16 protein-coding genes are annotated in these 18,007 nt (G+C 35.1%); 7 read left to right on the top strand and 9 right to left on the bottom strand.

All coding sequences use genetic code 11. The annotated features are described in order from the left end of the window. Nucleotides 1-274: 274 nt before the first annotated feature. Together ACN5J7_RS10475 and ACN5J7_RS10470 are read left to right on the top strand one after the other, a co-directional pair. Nucleotides 275-646, top strand: a complete 372-nt coding sequence (locus tag ACN5J7_RS10475) for a helix-turn-helix domain-containing protein (protein ID WP_418603847.1) — start codon at nucleotides 275-277, stop codon at nucleotides 644-646. A gap of 65 nt (nucleotides 647-711) precedes the next feature. Next, nucleotides 712-1,080 (top strand): DNA topoisomerase IV, encoded by a 369-nt coding sequence (locus ACN5J7_RS10470; RefSeq protein ID WP_418603846.1) that lies wholly within the window; start codon nucleotides 712-714, stop codon nucleotides 1,078-1,080. A 157-nt stretch (nucleotides 1,081-1,237) separates the two neighbouring features. Here ACN5J7_RS10470 and ACN5J7_RS10465 read toward each other — a convergent pair whose 3' ends face one another. Then, nucleotides 1,238-1,741, bottom strand: a complete 504-nt coding sequence (locus ACN5J7_RS10465) for a hydrolase (RefSeq protein ID WP_418603845.1) — start codon at nucleotides 1,739-1,741, stop codon at nucleotides 1,238-1,240. A 13-nt stretch (nucleotides 1,742-1,754) separates the two neighbouring features. Beyond that, entirely contained in the window at nucleotides 1,755-2,516 is a 762-nt protein-coding gene (locus tag ACN5J7_RS10460; RefSeq protein ID WP_418603844.1) for an MBL fold metallo-hydrolase, read from the bottom strand. A 96-nt stretch (nucleotides 2,517-2,612) separates the two neighbouring features. Between ACN5J7_RS10460 and ACN5J7_RS10455 the strand changes: the two genes are divergently transcribed. Next, complete coding sequence (locus ACN5J7_RS10455) at nucleotides 2,613-4,091, top strand: TonB-dependent receptor (RefSeq protein ID WP_418603843.1); 1,479 nt, start codon at nucleotides 2,613-2,615, stop codon at nucleotides 4,089-4,091. A 167-nt stretch (nucleotides 4,092-4,258) separates the two neighbouring features. On the opposite strand, the gene bcp is transcribed toward ACN5J7_RS10455, so the two are convergent. Next, nucleotides 4,259-4,711 carry a thioredoxin-dependent thiol peroxidase gene (gene bcp, locus ACN5J7_RS10450; protein ID WP_311938458.1) on the bottom strand — a complete coding sequence of 151 codons (453 nt, stop codon included), beginning with the start codon at nucleotides 4,709-4,711 and terminating at the stop codon, nucleotides 4,259-4,261. A 36-nt stretch (nucleotides 4,712-4,747) separates the two neighbouring features. Here bcp and ACN5J7_RS10445 point away from each other — a divergent pair, with 36 nt between their 5' ends. Further along, nucleotides 4,748-5,407: an endonuclease III domain-containing protein gene (locus ACN5J7_RS10445; protein WP_418603842.1), complete on the top strand. Its 660-nt coding sequence runs from the start codon at nucleotides 4,748-4,750 to the stop codon at nucleotides 5,405-5,407. Between the two features lie 233 nt (nucleotides 5,408-5,640). Here the strand turns inward: ACN5J7_RS10445 and ACN5J7_RS10440 are convergent, their stop codons facing one another. Then, nucleotides 5,641-6,225, bottom strand: a complete 585-nt coding sequence (locus ACN5J7_RS10440) for an RNA polymerase sigma factor (RefSeq protein ID WP_418603841.1) — start codon at nucleotides 6,223-6,225, stop codon at nucleotides 5,641-5,643. Nucleotides 6,226-6,458: 233 nt separating this feature from the next. On the opposite strand from ACN5J7_RS10440, the gene uvrA reads away from it, so the two are divergent. Beyond that, nucleotides 6,459-9,242 carry an excinuclease ABC subunit UvrA gene (gene uvrA, locus ACN5J7_RS10435; RefSeq protein ID WP_418603840.1) on the top strand — a complete coding sequence of 928 codons (2,784 nt, stop codon included), beginning with the start codon at nucleotides 6,459-6,461 and terminating at the stop codon, nucleotides 9,240-9,242. A gap of 62 nt (nucleotides 9,243-9,304) precedes the next feature. On the opposite strand, the gene ACN5J7_RS10430 is transcribed toward uvrA, so the two are convergent. Beyond that, a complete protein-coding gene (locus ACN5J7_RS10430; RefSeq protein WP_418603839.1) occupies nucleotides 9,305-9,877 on the bottom strand; it encodes a porin family protein in 573 nt (190 codons plus the stop codon). A gap of 114 nt (nucleotides 9,878-9,991) precedes the next feature. Then, nucleotides 9,992-11,068 (bottom strand): DUF3667 domain-containing protein, encoded by a 1,077-nt coding sequence (locus ACN5J7_RS10425; protein ID WP_418603838.1) that lies wholly within the window; start codon nucleotides 11,066-11,068, stop codon nucleotides 9,992-9,994. Between the two features lie 167 nt (nucleotides 11,069-11,235). On the opposite strand from ACN5J7_RS10425, the gene ACN5J7_RS10420 reads away from it, so the two are divergent. Beyond that, complete coding sequence (locus ACN5J7_RS10420) at nucleotides 11,236-11,943, top strand: hypothetical protein (protein WP_418603837.1); 708 nt, start codon at nucleotides 11,236-11,238, stop codon at nucleotides 11,941-11,943. 79 nt (nucleotides 11,944-12,022) lie between these two features. Here ACN5J7_RS10420 and ACN5J7_RS10415 read toward each other — a convergent pair whose 3' ends face one another. Further along, on the bottom strand, nucleotides 12,023-13,423 hold the full coding sequence (locus tag ACN5J7_RS10415; RefSeq protein ID WP_418603836.1) for a Gfo/Idh/MocA family oxidoreductase: 1,401 nt from the start codon (nucleotides 13,421-13,423) through the stop codon (nucleotides 12,023-12,025). 379 nt (nucleotides 13,424-13,802) lie between these two features. Here ACN5J7_RS10415 and ACN5J7_RS10410 point away from each other — a divergent pair, with 379 nt between their 5' ends. Then, nucleotides 13,803-15,038 (top strand): hypothetical protein, encoded by a 1,236-nt coding sequence (locus tag ACN5J7_RS10410; protein WP_418603835.1) that lies wholly within the window; start codon nucleotides 13,803-13,805, stop codon nucleotides 15,036-15,038. Nucleotides 15,039-15,225: 187 nt separating this feature from the next. Here ACN5J7_RS10410 and ACN5J7_RS10405 read toward each other — a convergent pair whose 3' ends face one another. Then, nucleotides 15,226-16,683, bottom strand: a complete 1,458-nt coding sequence (locus ACN5J7_RS10405; RefSeq protein WP_418603834.1) for a polysaccharide biosynthesis C-terminal domain-containing protein — start codon at nucleotides 16,681-16,683, stop codon at nucleotides 15,226-15,228. Continuing rightward, the gene (locus ACN5J7_RS10400) at nucleotides 16,683-17,963 is read right to left on the bottom strand and encodes a glycosyltransferase family 4 protein (RefSeq protein ID WP_418603833.1); all 1,281 of its coding nucleotides are present in this window, start codon (nucleotides 17,961-17,963) and stop codon (nucleotides 16,683-16,685) included. Before ACN5J7_RS10400 ends, ACN5J7_RS10405 begins: the two co-directional genes overlap by 1 nt. Between the last annotated feature and the right edge of the window lie 44 nt (nucleotides 17,964-18,007).

The following is an 18,007-nucleotide window of genomic DNA, read 5'->3' as shown; positions in this document are numbered from 1 at the left end:
AAATGTAAACATTTACTAATTTACATTTGTAAACAAGTAAAACTATCATTTTTGTATACATTAGTTAACAAAAGTAACACACGAAATGGTTAGAGATCAATAAATTATGCGGAATTTTTAATAATGTAAATTTATATACTCATTTTCAGATATTTAAATGTTACTATATAAACTATTGGTTCAGTATATTGTGATTTATTTAAGGATGTAAACACTACTTTTAAAATTAATTCGTTACATTTGTAACACAACTTATTTAAAACTCGTGTTTACAATGATAAACAATGAAGCTTTCGTAAAACGACTCCAAAAAGTAATAGATTATTACGGTGAATCTGCTTCCTCTTTCGCAGAAAAAATCGGTGTACAGCGATCTAGTATTTCGCACATTTTGTCGGGCAGGAACAAACCGAGTTTAGACTTTGTTTTAAAAGTACTTTCCTCCTTTCCGGAGGTTGAGTTGTATTGGCTATTAAATGGCAAAGGCGAATTTCCTTCAAATAAAAATATAGCCAATACAACTACTAAACCCCAGGAATTAAAAATTGAAGACACTTTGAAGCCTGATAGCGAAAACGGAAAAAAAATTGAGCGTATTGTTATTTTTTACTCTGACGGCAGTTTTGAAAACTTTCAAAACGACTAGCAATTTTAGCTTAAAAGGTCGCAAATAAATTCTTTGTTTAGTAGCTTTGCCCAAAAATATATGTTATGCGTTTATTCTGTTTTATATTGTTGTTTAGCCTATTGAGCTGCTACGAAACTTCCAGGGATTGCAAAGCCTATAAAACAGGTGAGTTTTATAGCGAGGTTTCCATAAATGATGTGCTGTATAAATCTACTTTTAAAAGAAGTGGGGATTTACAAATTGAAACGTACAATAAAAAAATAGATTCTTCTAAATTGCGATGGATAAACGATTGCGAGGTTATTTTTAAAACCATTAATCCTAAAAACAGAGCCGAAAGAAAGGATGTGCACTTAAAAATTTTAACCACAACCGATTCATCGTACACGTTTGAATATTCGTATGTAGGCGAAACAAAGAAACAAAAAGGCGTAGCTTACAAAATCAAGTAAATTATCTGATTGTCCTTAATGATACATAATTGGTTCGTCACCTTGTACTTGTTTCAAGGTCGTATTCAACAAATGATTGTATGTCAAATAATTATGAGATGCTGAAACGAGTTCAGCATGACGTTATGTTCATTACTGATTACGGGTATACAATAAATTAATTATCAAAAGGATATAAAAACGATTCTACCAGATTGAATTTTAGTTGCCTGTCTTCTGTTATTTCGTAGGTTAAAAATATTTCGCCCCAAAATTCGCCATCCGAAAAATCGGCAATAATCCATTTATGATTTAACATCTTTACCGTATTAATCATCATTCTTCTGCCTTCACTTGCAGCATAAGGTACAATGGGGTGCTGTCCGCTGGTTTCGTTTAATTTATAAAGTTCATCTTTAATAAAGGGAATCAATTCATCTACATTATACCCATCGTTTTCAAAATAACTGATGGCATCTTCATTTCTATATAAATTAAAATGCGAGAGATTTAATATATCATCCTGCAAAACTGCTATGGAATCATTATATTTTATTGATTTTGATTTATACTTTTCCAGTTTATTGTTCATGTCTTCAAAAATTCGTTTGGAGTTAACATACTGAAACAGTACCAACAATACCGAAAACACAAATAAATACATAAAAATTTTTTGCTTCATTTTATTACTTTTTTTAAAGGGTTATTTGTAAGCCGTCATAGGCCAGAAAAACATTTTTTGGCAGTGATTGTTGTACCTCGTCATGAAAGCCCAATAAATGGCTTATATGTGTAAAATAGACTCTTTCGGGCTTTATTTTTTCAACAAATCGCAAGGCTTCTTCTAAATTAAAATGGGAAATATGCGGCTCTATTCTCAGTGCATTTACTACCAAAATCTTAAGGTTCTTCAGTTTTTCCATTTCTTTCTCTTCTATTGTTTTCACATCGGTTAAATATGCAAAATCCTTGAACCTGTAGCCAAAAACCTGGACAAAGTAATGGTTAACGTTGATGGGCACAACTTCAATTCCAGATAAGTGAAACGGTTTGTTTTCAATTCTATTAACTATTACCGTTGGCGCACCGGGATATTTGTTTTCGGTTTTAAAGATATAATCAAAACGATTTTTTATGGATGCAATAACGCGTTGGTGGGCATAAATATTCATATCGCCATTCATATAACACAGCGGCCTGATATCGTCCAGTCCTGCAACATGGTCCGAATGCTCATGCGTAAATAAAATACCATTAATTTTTTCGCATTTACTGCGCAGCATTTGCTGTCTGAAGTCCGGGCCACAATCTATCACGTAAGCATAATCATCCCATTCTATTAAAGCAGACACCCTTAACCGTTTATCTTTAGGGTTATCACTTAAGCATACAGGGTGTTTGCTTCCAATAACTGGAATGCCTTGAGATGTACCCGTGCCAAGAAATGTAATTTTCAAGAAAGTAATATTTAATCACAAAAATAAACTTATTTTTTTGTAAGCTATAGTTATTTGATACCTTTGTAAACATTAGCAACAACTCAAAAAAAAACTATGGAAATTACCATAAAGGGTGATAAGGAATTTGATGATATACCGTCGTTAAAATCTAAAGCTTTAAGAATAAATTTAAACGAAAATATTTACGGCACATTTGCAGAAATTGGTGCGGGTCAAGAAACTTGCCGTCATTTTTTTAGAGCGGGTGGAGCATCTGGTACGATTGCAAAAGCGATGTCGGCTTACGATAAAGATTTTAGTGATGCCATTTATGGTATTGAAGATGATAGACGCTATGTAACCGAAGCGCGTTTGCGCAAGATGCTTTCGCATGAAATGAACCTCATGGAAAAGCGTATTACCAGAGAAAAACACCCGAATAAGATATTTTTTACCTACGCCAACACCGTTGCTACCATAGATTTTTCAAAGAAGTTTAAAGGCCATGGCTGGGTAGGAATTAAATATCAAGTTGAAGCCGATGGCGGTTATAACGAAATAATATTACATGTTCGTTTTAAGGAAACCGATGCACGCTTACAACAAGAAACGTTGGGCGTTTTGGGCACAAATCTTATTTATGGCGCTTTTTACAAATACAACGAACCCAAAAAATTACTGCGTTATTTATACGACCATTTAGATCAAGATCAATTGGAAATTGACACCATTAACTTTTCGGGCCCTGTTTTTAAGGATGTAGATAATAGGTTAATGAGTTTGCAATTAGTTAAAAATGGCATGACCGATGCCGTAATGTTCGGTCCCGATGGCAACAACGTACTTCCGGCGAGAGTGTTGTACAAAAAAAACATACTGGCTTTACGCGGTAGTTTCAGACCCGTAACCAAAGTCAATATGGCCATGTACGAGAAATCATACGAAATGTTTGTAAAAGAAAACAAAGTTGATGAAAATAAAACAGAGGTTGTTTTTGAAATTACTTTATCAAACTTACGAGCCGAGGGCGAAATAGACGAACAGGATTTTATGGATAGAGCCGATTTACTGTGCTCGCTCGGACAATCGGTAATGATTTCCAATTTCCAAGAATATTATAAAGTGGTTGAGTATTTTTCAACCTATACAAAAGCAAGAATGGGACTTGCCATGGGCGTTAATAATTTGATTGATATTTTTGACGAAAAGTACTATCGTCATTTAAGTGGTGGGATTCTTGAAGCGTTTGGCAAATTGTTCTTTAAAGATTTAAAAGTGTATTTATACCCTATGCTCGATCCGGAAACCGGTGAACTTATTAATAGTGAAAACTTGAAGGTTTACCCACGAATGAAAGAGCTTTATAAATTCTTTAAATACAACGGAAAAGTGATTGACATTAAAGAATACGACGAAAGTATTATGAGTATTTTTTCAAGGGAAATTCTTCATAAAATTGAAAATGGCGAACGAGGATGGGAAGATATGCTACCTGAAGGTATCTCAGATTTAATTAAAGATTATAGGTTGTTTGGCTACACGCGCAAACCATTAAAACCTATTCGCATTAAAAAAAGAGCGGTAAAAAAATAACGGCTTATTTTGATACATACGAAAAAAAAGCTGTCTGAAAAGTTATCATCGTTGTCCGTTTGAATGCCGTATAAATCTATAATATCTTGATTTTCAACGTATTTATACTGCGCTCAACATGACATTCGTCGTTAAATTATTCTTTTCAGACAGTTCCTTTTTGGTGCTTACTCCAATATTTGTGCGGCGTGGTCTTTGGTTTTTACTTTATCTATAACACGTTCCACTAGGCCTTTTTCATCAATAATAAAGGTTTTTCTGTGAATACCGTCAAACTCCCTACCCATAAACTTTTTGGGCCCCCAAACGCCAAAGGCATTAATTACGGTTTTATCTTCGTCTGCCAATAACGGAAACGGAAAATTATATTTCTTTTTAAAATTAGATTGCTTTCGTGCAGAATCGGCGCTTACACCTAACAACTCATAGCCTTTTTCTTTTAAAACCTCATAATTATCCCTCAAATTACATGCTTCTGCGGTACAGCCCGGTGTATTTGCCCTTGGGTAAAAAAACACGATTAGCTTTTTTCCTTTGTAATTACTTAATGAAACCGTGTTTCCCTGTTCATCTTTAGCTGAAAAATTAGACACAGCATCACCTTGTTTTAGTGTATTCATAATCTTAACTTTGATTTTTAAGCAAAAATACGACTTATGACCAAGAAAGAGAAAGTGAACTTTGTTATTAATACATTATACAAGCTTTATCCAGAAATTCCCGTTCCTTTAGACCACAAAGACCCATATACATTACTTATAGCAGTATTGATGTCTGCGCAGAGCACCGACGTTCGTGTAAATAAAATAACGCCTTTACTTTTTGAGAGGGCCGACAATCCGTACGATATGGTTAAACTTTCGGTTGAAGAGATTCGCGACATTATAAAACCCGTTGGGCTTTCACCCATGAAAAGCAAAGGCATCCATGGTTTATCTGAAATTTTAATTGAAAAACACGATGGCAAAGTCCCAAAGAGTTTTGAAGCTTTAGAAGCACTTCCAGCCGTAGGGCATAAAACAGCTAGCGTAGTGATGTCGCAGGCATTTGGTGTGCCTGCTTTTCCTGTAGACACGCATATTCATCGATTAATGTACCGATGGAATTTAAGCAATGGCAAAAACGTAGTGCAAACCGAAAAAGATGCAAAGCGCTTGTTTCCAAAAGAATTATGGAACGAATTGCATTTACAGATTATTTGGTACGGACGCGAGTATTCTCCAGCACGCGGTTGGGATTTGGAGAAAGATATCATCACAAAAACAATAGGTAGAAAAAGCGTTATTAACGAATACTACAAACAAAAAAAGTCCTGATTTTTTTAAATCAGGACTTTTCCATTAAACTTAATTTAGAAGCGCTTCAAACTTCATTTTATTACAATTTATAACACTTAAAGCCTTGGAATAATTTAGAAGAAAATTAACCGTTTCTTCCTTCGGTTTTAGATCGTTTAAATTTTTAATAGAATTTTCAGTGTAAAGTTTTGCCATTTCAATAAATTATAAGTTATTTATTAAGCTAACGCAGCAAAACTTACTTTATTGTACTAATTGGTTAAAACTATATTGTGCTTGTCTATTATTTTTCGCAAATTAATTAAAGCATAACGCATACGCCCCAACGCCGTGTTTATACTTACGCCTGTTCTTTCCGAGATTTCCTTAAAACTCATATCGTTGTAAATACGCATCATTAGCACCTCTTTTTGGTCTTCGGGCAACTCATTAACCAATCGTCTTACATCGTGTTCAACCTGTTCTTTTATAATGGTTTTTTCAGCATTCAAACTCGTATCGCTAAGCACGGAAAAAATACTAAAATCGCCACTGTTATCAAATTTTGGCATGCGGTTGTTCTTTCTAAAAAAGTCAATAACCAGATTATGCGAGATACGCATCACCCACGGTAAAAACTTGCCCTCTTCGTTATAAGCCCCGCGTTTAAGCGTTCTGATAACTTTAATAAATGTGTCTTGGAAAATATCTTCAGCCACATCCCTATCGTAAACTTTTGAATAAATAAAACTGTAAACTTTTTGCTTGTGCCTTGTGATGAGAATTTCTAAAGCACTTTCATCACCTTGAATATAACTGCTAACTAATGTAGCATCAGAAATATGTTTGTATTTCATAATCATTACTTTTAATGCATCGAAGCAAAAGCCTCATTGCTTGGGGTTAAGTTTTTAAAAGTAATGTTATGCTATAGGCGAGAGTTGTTTTTTAATTGATAAACCAAATATAACAACAATCGTTCCTAAAAAACAAAAAAAATCTATTTTTTTTAACAATCCTTTAAACAATAATCTATTTTTTAAGCTGATTTACTTATAGTATCTTTGCAAAATTATCCTTTTAAAAGCTTATGATTCCCAATATTTCTGAAGTAAACCCTAAACAAAACATCATCATTAAAGGTGCAAAATTGCATAACCTAAAAAATATTGATGTAATTATTCCTAGAAACAAATTGGTGGTTATTACGGGATTGTCGGGTTCGGGAAAATCCAGTTTAGCTTTTGATACGCTTTACGCGGAAGGACAACGGCGCTATGTGGAGAGCTTATCGAGCTACGCACGCCAATTTTTGGGCAGACTAAACAAGCCCAAAGTAGATTACATAAAGGGTATTGCACCGGCCATTGCCATTGAGCAAAAAGTGAATTCTACCAACCCTCGATCAACCGTTGGCACCACGACCGAGATTTACGATTATTTAAAACTTTTATTCGCCAGAATCGGGAAAACGTATTCGCCGGTTTCTGGAAATGAGGTGAAAAAAGATACGGTTTCAGATGTTTTAAAGTATTTAAAAACATTTCCCGAAGGTGAAAAATTACTGCTCCTCGCCCCTATTCATTTGGAAGAAGGCCGTAGTATGAGTGACAAACTTCAAGCTTTGAACCAACAAGGCTATGCCAGAATTAAAATCAACAATACCGTTATTAGAATTGATGAAGCAAAAGATGTTTCCGATAAAGAAAACATCTATTTAGTTGTCGACAGAATTATAATTAGAGACGAAGAAGATTTTTTCAATCGATTGGCCGATGCCATTCAAACCGCTTTTTTTGAAGGTAAGGGAACCTGTATTGTAGAAACGCTTGCTGATAACGGGCAACGGGAATTCAGCAACATATTTGAATTGGATGGCATTACTTTTTTAGAGCCCAATGTGCATTTATTCAGCTTTAATAATCCGTACGGCGCTTGCCCAAAATGCGAAGGCTATGGCGATATTATCGGTATTGACGACGATTTGGTTATTCCAAACACTGGGTTATCGGTTTACGAAAACGCTATTTTTCCTTGGCGTGGTGAAAGCATGAGTTGGTACAGAGATCAATTGGTAAATAATTCGCATAAGTTTGATTTCCCTATCCATAAGCCATATTTCGAGTTAAGCGAGGCTCAAAAGCAACTTATTTGGACGGGCAACAAGCATTTTGAAGGTTTGAATTCCTTTTTTGCCGAACTGGAATCTAAAGCTTATAAAATTCAAAATCGTGTGATGCTATCGCGTTACCGCGGAAAAACAAAATGCAAAACCTGTAATGGCAAACGCTTACGAATTGAAGCCAATTACGTAAAAATTGCGGGTGCGACCATTACTGATTTAGTGGAAATGCCGCTGGATAAATTGGCTATCTTTTTTAAGCAATTGGAGCTAAACGACTATGATGCGCAAATTGCCAATAGACTTTTAAAGGAAATTAATAACAGGCTATTATTCCTTTCGAATGTCGGGTTGGATTACTTGACTTTAAACCGAAAATCGAATACACTTTCAGGTGGCGAAAGCCAACGTATCAATCTCGCCACATCGTTGGGCAGCAGTTTGGTTGGCTCGATGTATATTTTAGACGAGCCCAGTATTGGCCTGCATCCAAAGGACACCGAGCGTTTAATTTTGGTTTTAAAACAACTGCGCGATTTAGGCAATACGGTTATTGTTGTGGAACACGATGAGGACATTATGAAAGCCGCCGATAGCATTATTGATATTGGTCCGGAAGCCGGTACTTTTGGTGGTCATGTGGTGGCACATGGCACTTATGCTGATATTTTGGCGTCGGACTCCTTAACGGCTCGATACCTTAATGAAACATTAAAAATTGAAGTTCCCAAAACACGAAGAACCTCTAAATATTATGTTGATATTATTGGAGCGCGCGAAAATAACTTGAAAAATATCGATGTTCGGTTTCCACTGGATATGCTCACGGTAATTACTGGTGTTTCCGGTAGCGGAAAAAGTACTTTGGTCAAAAAGATTTTGTACCCAGCTTTACAAAAAAAATTGACCGATTTTGGTGATAAACCTGGTCAGTTTACAGCTTTAGAAGGCAATTTTGGCAACATTAACCATATTGAGTTTGTAGATCAAAATCCAATTGGGCGTTCCTCACGATCAAATCCGGTAACTTATATTAAAGCTTACGACGATATTCGTGCTTTATTTTCAAAACAGAAATTAAGCCAAATACGAAACTACCAGCCCAAACATTTTTCGTTTAACGTAGATGGCGGACGCTGTGAGACTTGTAAAGGCGAAGGTGAAGTAACCATTGAAATGCAATTTATGGCCGATGTACATTTGGAATGCGAAACCTGTAAAGGCAAACGCTTTAAAAAAGAGGTTTTAGAAGTAACATTTGCCAATAAAAGTATCGATGATATTTTAAACTTAACCATTGACGATGCCGTTGCCTTTTTTGAAACCAATAAGCAAACAAAAATAACAACCAAATTAAAACCTTTACAGGATGTTGGTTTAGGTTATGTTACTTTAGGACAAAGTTCTTCTACCCTTTCTGGTGGCGAAGCACAGCGTATAAAACTCGCTTCGTTTTTAGGCAAAGGAAACACAAAGGAAAAAGCTCTTTTTATTTTTGATGAACCCACAACGGGATTGCATTTTCATGATATTCAAAAACTTTTAAAATCGTTTAATGCGCTGATTGAAAAAGGACACTCGATTATTGTTGTTGAACATAATTTAGAGCTTATTAAGTGTGCCGACCATATTATTGATTTAGGGCCAAATGGCGGCGAAACCGGTGGAAAATTAGTTGCGGCAGGCACTCCTGAGGAAATTATAAAAATTAAAACTTCAGAAACCGCTAAGTATTTAAAGGATAAACTATAATAAAAAAGAAAAGCACTCATTTGCAACAAGCACTTTTCCTTTCCTTGAAAATTTAGAAAATATTAAAACTTATACCCTAGCCCAACTTGAATTCCTCTTAATTTCACGGAGTTTCCTCCTGGGTTTTTCAACAAGTTAGTTAATCCTAAATCGTACCTGGCATTAACATTGAATTTTTCATCAATATCATAAGCTGCACCAAAATCAACTCCAAAATTAAAAGACTTCCATCCGTTTGGAGCATCCAATAAGAAGCCTAGATTTGGTCCTGCTAAAAGGCTAAAAGCATCAGCAACATTATATTTTACTAAAATAGGAGCTTGAATTTCATTCAAATTCTTAACCAGAAGAAAATCTATTTCTGGTTGAAGCTCAAAGTCTTCACTTAAGGTTAAATCGGTAAAATAAATGCCAATGAGAAAACCCGATGTCGAGTTAGAATTGGAAGCCCTTAAGCTATTGGAAGCAGAGGCTTTACTTGTGGTGGCTGATTTTGAAGTATTAGGCGCTAGCGCAACTCCAGATGATGAAAAGCTACTGCTTTCTTCACGAGCAAGATAAGCAGCTCGGGTACTACAGGAAACTAATAACAAGGTAATAAAACAAAAAGAAATGAGGTTGGTAAAATTTTTCATAATTAAATGTTTTAGGATTAATACGATTCAATATACTAAATATCAAGCACTTAATAAAGCGTCAAAATATATTATTACTCACAAAAACCTTATTAACAAGAAATTTTAAAGCGTTTAATAAAACAAAAATCCTACGAAAAATATAATAACTATGGCAACAGGAATAACAATCATTAAATAAATAAAAGAAGCCAATCCAGACTTAAATAAGCTTAAAAACCAACCCTGTTGATAAAAATGCTTTATGGCCATTAATAGATAAAAATAGGTCGACAACGTGATTAAAAAATCTATCCAATCGGGCAAATCCCATATATAATTAAAGATGAGCAAAATGCTAAACACGGTAAACAAAAACGAAAAGAAATAAAAACTAAACACTAAATGATGGGCATAAGTGCCTCGGTTGAAAAACAACAATTTTAAAATCAATGCGAAAATGGGCAAGAGAACAAACAGTGAAATGGGTATGGTATCAATGGCAGCTTGCATTATTTGTCCGCCATTGCGCTGTTTATAAAACTTAAGGCTTTGCTCGTAAAACTTTCTTTTAATAAATCCTGCGTCATCATTCATTCCCATAGCCTTAAAAATAGTATCATTGGTAGCGTTTGCTGCTATTAGCGAATCAACTTCTTTGGTATTAAAATCAAATGATGTTCCATAGTTCTTCTTTCCATTTGCTTCTTTTTTTATTAAAGAATCCAATAGTTTTACTTGATTTTCATCTATTCCAGTTAGTCCTTTTTCCTTTAATGGCATTAAAATACTATCTAGTTTTACAGAATCCAGGACCTTTTTCGCTTTTACTTTTGCACTATCAGAAATTATTGGCTTTTCCAATGTTTTCTTTAGTGCCGTATCTAACTCTTCAACTGTATCTCTTACCACAACTACAGTCAATAAAAAGAAAAACACTACCGAAATAAACAAATAGAGTTGTGCCGGATGTAAATACTGTAAGCGTTTACCACCAATAAATTTGCTTGCCAAATAACCTGGTTTTAAAAGCAACGGCAAAAAACTTTTAAAAAAACGTGCGTCGAACGAAAAATAGTTGGTTATAGTATTGTAGAACAAAACACCAATGGTAAGCTCGTCTTTTGCTTTTTGTCCACAATGCGGGCAAAAAGCAAAGCCTTCTTCAAAATTTTCTTCACAGTTTTTGCAAGTTTCGTATTGCTTTTCCATTAAAATGATTGGTTTCTATAAAAGTAAAAAAAAGTAATTACAAATACAGAATACTAAAAACCTGACAATGAGAAACTTACGATTTTGGCACATTAATTGAAAACCATAAAGTAAATAGCGTAAGCCGAAAAGCTAAAGAGTAGGCAGAAATTAAATCCTATATGATTATGAAAAGATTATTACTATTATTTACAGGCTTGTTAATAGGATTAACAACAGTATCAGCAACAGAGCTAAACCACCAAAAACAAAAAACCAAGTTAGATAAAACAAAACGCTATCGTTACGCGCAACCTATTATGTTTGTTGAACGCGGTATCGAATTTTTAGTTTTTCCTGACGGAAGTTTTGATTTTAATACAAATTACGAAGACACTTTTTATAACGATTCGTATTACAAAACACGGGCTTCTAAAAGAAGTAGTGTGAACATTACTTATGGGACACCTGGTAAACGTTTTAAGTACACATCTAAAAGATATCGAAATAGAGGGGTTTCTATCTCTCATGATAGAGATGGCAAAGTAAGGCGCATTGGCAATTTGTTTTTAAACTACGATAGATATGGCAAGCTTAAACGAGTAGGCTCCATTTATATGAGCTATAAACGTAATGGCACTTTAACCCAAGTTGGTGGTTTAAGAGTAAAGTACAACCACTGGGGAGAAATTGTTTTTACCCGAGGACAAGTAAATCGTTTTAGTAATAGCTGTAATATTTGTGGTGTAAGCAGTTGTAATATGGACCATAACCACGGAGATAGAGATTATGACGAGGACGATTGGTATGACAATGATTATGATGATAACGATGACAATTACTACTATTACAAACAGAATGGTAAAGTAAAAAAGCAAAAAAAGAGAAAGCATTAAAGCCTTTTTTTGCTCATAAATTGAAAAACCCCCTTAGCCATTATGGCTAAGGGGGTTTTTTATTAATATTGAAAATGCATTATTTTAATATAGCAAGTGGCTCGGTGGTTTTCCATTTTCCTCTGGTAAAATCCGGAAAGACTTGAGGTGCACCACCTTGAGCAACCGATCTTTCACTTAAAGGCGCTACAGCACTCCAATGGCAACCTTCGTAAACATTTTGGTCTAATGGTTCGCCGTTACGTAAACATTCAATAGCCCTGAATAGCATCATAAAATCCATGCCGCCATGGCCTCCCATTTTTTTAGCTAACTCACCAACGCGCTTATATAATGGGTGCTCGTATTTTTCGTAAATTTTTTCTAATTGCTCACCTTGAGCCCAACTATGGTGGTCTTTGGTGGCACCTTCTATACCACCTTCTAAAGCTACTCGCGTTGGGAAACCAGCTAAAGTGCCTTTGGTGCCTTGCACTAAATTATGACGCGAATAGGGTCTCGGACTGGTTTCGTCCCATTGCACCATGATGGTTCTGCCTAAAGTGGTTTTTATAATCGATGTATTTAAATCGCCCCCTTTATAATCCAGCTTATTCCATTTATGGTCTGCTGGATAATTTTTTTCAGCATACTGTTTTCTACCCAAAGAAGGTGTTGAAAACGATACCAAACTATTAAAATTATCTTCACCTCTAGCCAGATTCATATATTGCGCCACAGGACCTAAACCATGTGTTGGATAAAGGTTGCCGTTTCTTTTGGCATAATGAGGCGTTCGCCAGGACCCCGTACCTCTTTCCTGCTCTTCCATTTGGAATCTTAATTCGTGTATATAAGAAGCTTCACCGTGTAGAATATCGCCAATAACACCTTGTCTGCACATGTTTAAATACAAAAGCTCGTCTCTTCCGTAATTCACATTTTCCAACATCATACAGTGCTTTTGGGTCTGCTCGGAGGTAAACACAATATCCCACATTTCTTCTAAAGTTACCGCAATTGGCACTTCTACAAAGGCATGCGCGCCTTTTTTCATTGCCTCAATAGCCATTGGTGCATGGTTTTTCCAGTTTGTTGAAATAAAAACAGCGTCTGGTTTTATTTCATCAAGCATGGTTCTCCATTTATCTTCGCCACCATAGTAAAGGGCAATGTTTTTATGGCGCTCTCCGTTTCCTATGGCTTTACATTTTTTTGCCGATCGGTTAGCATAATCTTCATACAAATCGCTTATAGCCACTATTTCCGTACCCTCAATAGTTGCTAATTGTGCGGCATGACTACTACCACGCGCACCAACACCAATTAAGGCAACGCGTACTTTATTTAATTTTGGTGCCGCAAATCCGCCCATATATTTTCCCTCGTGGTCAAAAAATGGGTGGTTGCTTGGGTAAGCAGGCAACATGCTCCCTAAACCCAAGGCAACACCTGTAAGCGATGTTTTTTTAATAAAACTTCTTCTGTCTAAATTTTTCATTACTATGATTTTATATGTTTTCTACATTAGCCGAATTGAGTTTTGAAAGTTACTTTATTTTTGCTGTTTAATACAAATACTTTTTTGGCAGTTGCTAATAGGTATTTGTTGAAGTTGATGAAGAAGAAACTAGAGATCTTATAAGGTTTCGAGTTTTTTTATTACGATTATATGAATCGACACAAAATAAATTTATTATTTGACACCCAATATATTACATATTTCATAAATTTTTCGTACAAAACCAATCAATTCCATTTCAACTTAAAAATAAGTTATCAACCATTGTTCGTTGATTTTAAAGGCTTTAGAATACGTTCCCGTTTTTTGGCACGTTGTTTGTAAATACATAAGCGTAACACAATTAAAACACACAATTATGAAAAAATTTATATTCTTATTAGCAGGTTTGGTCCTTTCAGGGTTTACTGCTACCGCAACCACAACCAACGCCACAGCAAATTCAACAGCAACTTATTATGGAGGTTATGGCAATTCTTTCATTTTTGTAGAAGATGGTATTGAGTTTTCGGTGTTCCGCGATGGGCAATTCGATTTTAATATTTTAAGAGGCAACTCGCGTTTGGGCGTGTCTATTGGTTCGCCAAATGTTAGCATCAGTTTTAATTCGGGTTACGATTACAACGCTTACGTGCAATACGATGAGTACGGTGCCATTATTCAAATAGAAAACACCCCAATTTATTATGATTACTACGGACGTGTAAGTCAAGTTGGTAATGTAAATATTCACTACAACAGACATGGTTATATTTCGCGTGTTGGTGGTTTATATGTGCATTATAACCGTTACAACCGCTACTCACATTTTTCTGGATTTATAAACATTTATAACAGGCATTATGTTTACAAACCTTGGCACAGGTATTACAGTGTTCCGGCTTACGATTACTGCGTAGTTTACAACAGACCTTATAGACAATATTACAACCCGGTTCGATACACGTACAGCAGACCGTTTTATAACAACTACAGACCAAGAACCGCTATTGCCACAAGACGTGGACATAAAGTTTATAGAAATAGAAATTATGCAACGGTTAACCGAAGCACTAGAAATAAAACAGAAATAAACAGACGTGCCAATTCTAGACGAGATGTGGCTCAAGTAAATGCGTCAAGACGAAATAATACTTCGACCGTAAACAGAAATACTAGAGCTAATTCTGAAAACGTTAATAGAAGAACATCGACAAGACGTGATGATGCTAGAACAAGTACAACTAGAACCAATACACGTGCAAATGATAATAAAAGAACCAGAGAAAGCGTTACTAGAACTACAAGACCAAATGTAAATAATACCAGAACAGTAACCAGAACTAGAAATACTTCGGTTACCAGAAAACCAAATAACGCAAATACTCGTACATATAGTAAAAGAGAGAAAACAACTAGAAATACACAACGTGTAGCTACAAGAACTACTCAAAACAAACCTAGAACTGCGCAACGTACAGTAACTAGAACGAGTAAACCGAAAACGACACAAAGAACCGTTTCAAGGTCTACAAAAAGTAAACCAAGAGCAACACAAAGCAGAAGTAACTCTAGTAATAAAAATACAAGATCGACTTCGAGAAGAAGATCATAACAATTTTGGTTGGTTAGTTGGAAAGCCCCACGATAAGTTTGCCTCAAAGCAAATTCGTGGGGTTTTCTTTTTTCAATGAAACCCCATGTTTAAAAAATTGCGAAACCATGCATTGCAAATTGATGGTTGAACTAGAGTCTATCTAAATGGCAAAATTTACGTCAACCTGAGCTTGCCTGTGCTGAATTTATTTACGTTGTATTACTTTATCAATAAGCTCAGTGATGTTTTCCGAAAACTTAAACAAATAAATAACGAGACCGTATAAAACGGTGATAACTGCCGTCTTTAAAACGATGTTAAGGATTGGGTGAAAAGAAAAATCCCAGAAATAAAACAGTAATACCCCAATAAGAATACACATTCCTATTTTTAAAGTATTTGCACTAAAAGGCAGCATTTTAAATTTTCTGTAAACAAAAAACAGCTTAATGGTGTTATATAAAAATACAGCTAAAAAGGTAGCTAATGCGGCGCCATTAATACCGTAAAGCGGTATAAAAAGGATGTTCAAAAGAATCATTACAATTACCAAGATCACCCCGAAAAACAACACCATTCTGTAATAATCGCTATTGAACAAAATAGCATTATTGCTTCCTAAAATGGCGTCATATAATTTAGAAACGCTGATTATAAAAACCACAAATAATCCATTGTTGAATTCTTCTGGAATGATGTTGTAAAGCTGATTGATATTGAGCACAATTAACAAAAAGATAAATCCGCTAACAATAAACAGGTTTAGCGAACTTCGTTTGTATAAATCCTTTAAGGAATCAAAATCCCTTTCGTTTAAATATTTGGCCGATAATGGCAACAATATTTGATGCATTGAGCGTTGCGGCACCGCAATAACGGCGGCAATAAAAATAGCCACGTTGTAATATGCAATTTGCTCGATTGGAATATAATGCCCCAACATTACTTTATCAATATCCAACAGAATCGTAGCGATGGAACCCGCAATAATGATTAAAAACGAATATTTTAAAATAGGGCTTAAATAAGCAACTTTTTTAAAGATGATAACAGGGAGCTTAATACTGAATGCGTACAACTTCATCACAAGCATTCGCAATACATAAACAACTACCAATCCCACCATAAACTGCTCTACATCAACCACGTTAAAATACAAACAGAATAGTAAAATCATAGTACCAACACGATGGAACACTTCTTTCATAAAATTACCAAACACGGTTTGCATTTGCACTTTGGTCCACGCAAAAAACACTTCAAAATACGCTAAAGAAATGGCGATAAATACCGTATGCCACAAATAATTTTCTATGATGGGGTTTTCAGTCGATAAAAATCCCCCAATCATGTCGTAACTAAAATGTGTAATGATAATGAGCGGAAAAATAATCAACAAAGGCAAAAACAACATTAAAGTCAAAAAGCTATTTAACGACACGCGTGTTTTAAATGAGGTATAAAATTTCACCAAAGTGTTGTGCACGCCAAAGGCCATTAACGGCATAATAACATAGGCCAAAGACAGCATGTAGCCTACCATACCATAGTATTCGTCGCTTAAAAACTCGGTGTACAGAAACAAGGTATTTATTGCACCAACAAAAAAACCCAAATACGTGGATATGATGTTTTTAAAAGATTGCGTTGCAACAATGCCCATTATAATAATTTAGATAAAGATGCGGTTAACGATTTTCTGCTATATTTTTGCAAGCTAATGGCATGCGACTGTAATGCGTTGTTTTTATAGGCTTTATAATGTGTTAATATAGTTGTTTTTAACGATTCATAATCATCGTAATAAAAGTAGTTGCCGGTATTGGTTTCTTTTATGATTTTTTCGACATCCGACCCGTTTGGTCCCAAGGCTAAAATAGGTCGGTTTGAAACCATATATTCAAATAATTTACCAGGAATAATTGATTTAGTGTCTTCTGAATCAATCTCAATCAACAACAATACTTGTGATTTTTTTTGAAATTTAATCGATTCATTGTGTGAAACATAACCCACATTATTTGTATAATCACTTAAATTATTTTTTTCGATTGAACGAAGCACATCTTCGCTAACTGCACCAACAAAATTAAGTTGAAAATCTTTAGCAAAACCATCATTCGTTTTAATTAAATCGCTTAAAACCTGCCAAAGAACTTTGGGGTTTCTTTTGGATAATAACGACCCAATATGCGCCATTGAAAAAACAGTATCCAACTCAACCTTTCCAACGGACTCATAATCGTACCCATTTGTAATCACCTCGATAGGCTTTGTGGTATGGCTTTTAAATTCTTTTTTAGTCACCGAACTGGTCACAATAATTTGATCGGCAGCATTAAGAACTTTTTTTTCAAGCGTTTTATGTTTTTGTTGTGCGCTTTTAGTTAGCTTTAGTTGTTTGTGATAACCAATCGTAGTCCACGGGTCTCTAAAATCTGCCAACCACTTTACCCCTAGTTTTTCTTTTAATTGCAACCCAATAAGATGCAAGCTGTGTGGCGGACCGGTAGTGATCACGGTACTTATATTGTTTTCAGAGATATAATTCGAAAGATAAGCTACTGAAGGCTTTACCCAGTTTTTACGAGCATCTGGAATAAAAAAGTTACCACGGATGTAAAGCATCACTCTTTCAATAAAACTTTGCTTATTTTTCTCAGAAATAATCCCCTTACTAATGGTTTTTGATGCCTTTTTGGAAAACAACCCAGCTAATTTATAAGGTTCCTTTATGGGGTGTTTTAGTATCGTTAAGTCTTCTGAAACTTCATCAATTAAACTTTCATCTACCAAAGGATAATTTGGGTTTTCCGGAATATAAACAATAGGCTCCACTTGATATTCTGGCAAGTATTTAACAAACTTTAACCAACGCTGAACACCCGGACCACCTGATGGTGGCCAATAATAGGTTATGATGAGTACTTTTCTTTTTGCCATCTTTGTCATTCCCTCAAAGAAGGGAATCCATTTTTAATTTAGTT

It is taken from the genome of Hwangdonia sp. (assembly GCF_048381975.1).
Lineage (GTDB): Bacteria > Bacteroidota > Bacteroidia > Flavobacteriales > Flavobacteriaceae > Hwangdonia > Hwangdonia seohaensis.
This window is presented reverse-complemented; position numbering and strand designations above follow the sequence as displayed.

Excerpts from the sequence above, each read along its gene's own strand:
- ACN5J7_RS10475 (WP_418603847.1), top strand. The coding sequence starts at position 275 with ATGATAAACAATGAAGCTTTCGTAAAACGACTCCAAAAAGTAATAGAT.
- ACN5J7_RS10470 (WP_418603846.1), top strand. The coding sequence starts at position 712 with ATGCGTTTATTCTGTTTTATATTGTTGTTTAGCCTATTGAGCTGCTAC.
- ACN5J7_RS10465 (WP_418603845.1), bottom strand. The coding sequence starts at position 1,741 with ATGAAGCAAAAAATTTTTATGTATTTATTTGTGTTTTCGGTATTGTTG.
- ACN5J7_RS10455 (WP_418603843.1), top strand. The coding sequence starts at position 2,613 with ATGGAAATTACCATAAAGGGTGATAAGGAATTTGATGATATACCGTCG.
- bcp (WP_311938458.1), bottom strand. The coding sequence starts at position 4,711 with ATGAATACACTAAAACAAGGTGATGCTGTGTCTAATTTTTCAGCTAAA.
- ACN5J7_RS10445 (WP_418603842.1), top strand. The coding sequence starts at position 4,748 with ATGACCAAGAAAGAGAAAGTGAACTTTGTTATTAATACATTATACAAG.
- ACN5J7_RS10440 (WP_418603841.1), bottom strand. The coding sequence starts at position 6,225 with ATGAAATACAAACATATTTCTGATGCTACATTAGTTAGCAGTTATATT.
- uvrA (WP_418603840.1), top strand. The coding sequence starts at position 6,459 with ATGATTCCCAATATTTCTGAAGTAAACCCTAAACAAAACATCATCATT.
- ACN5J7_RS10430 (WP_418603839.1), bottom strand. The coding sequence starts at position 9,877 with ATGAAAAATTTTACCAACCTCATTTCTTTTTGTTTTATTACCTTGTTA.
- ACN5J7_RS10425 (WP_418603838.1), bottom strand. The coding sequence starts at position 11,068 with ATGGAAAAGCAATACGAAACTTGCAAAAACTGTGAAGAAAATTTTGAA.
- ACN5J7_RS10420 (WP_418603837.1), top strand. The coding sequence starts at position 11,236 with ATGAAAAGATTATTACTATTATTTACAGGCTTGTTAATAGGATTAACA.
- ACN5J7_RS10415 (WP_418603836.1), bottom strand. The coding sequence starts at position 13,423 with ATGAAAAATTTAGACAGAAGAAGTTTTATTAAAAAAACATCGCTTACA.
- ACN5J7_RS10410 (WP_418603835.1), top strand. The coding sequence starts at position 13,803 with ATGAAAAAATTTATATTCTTATTAGCAGGTTTGGTCCTTTCAGGGTTT.
- ACN5J7_RS10405 (WP_418603834.1), bottom strand. The coding sequence starts at position 16,683 with ATGGGCATTGTTGCAACGCAATCTTTTAAAAACATCATATCCACGTAT.
- ACN5J7_RS10400 (WP_418603833.1), bottom strand. The coding sequence starts at position 17,963 with ATGGCAAAAAGAAAAGTACTCATCATAACCTATTATTGGCCACCATCA.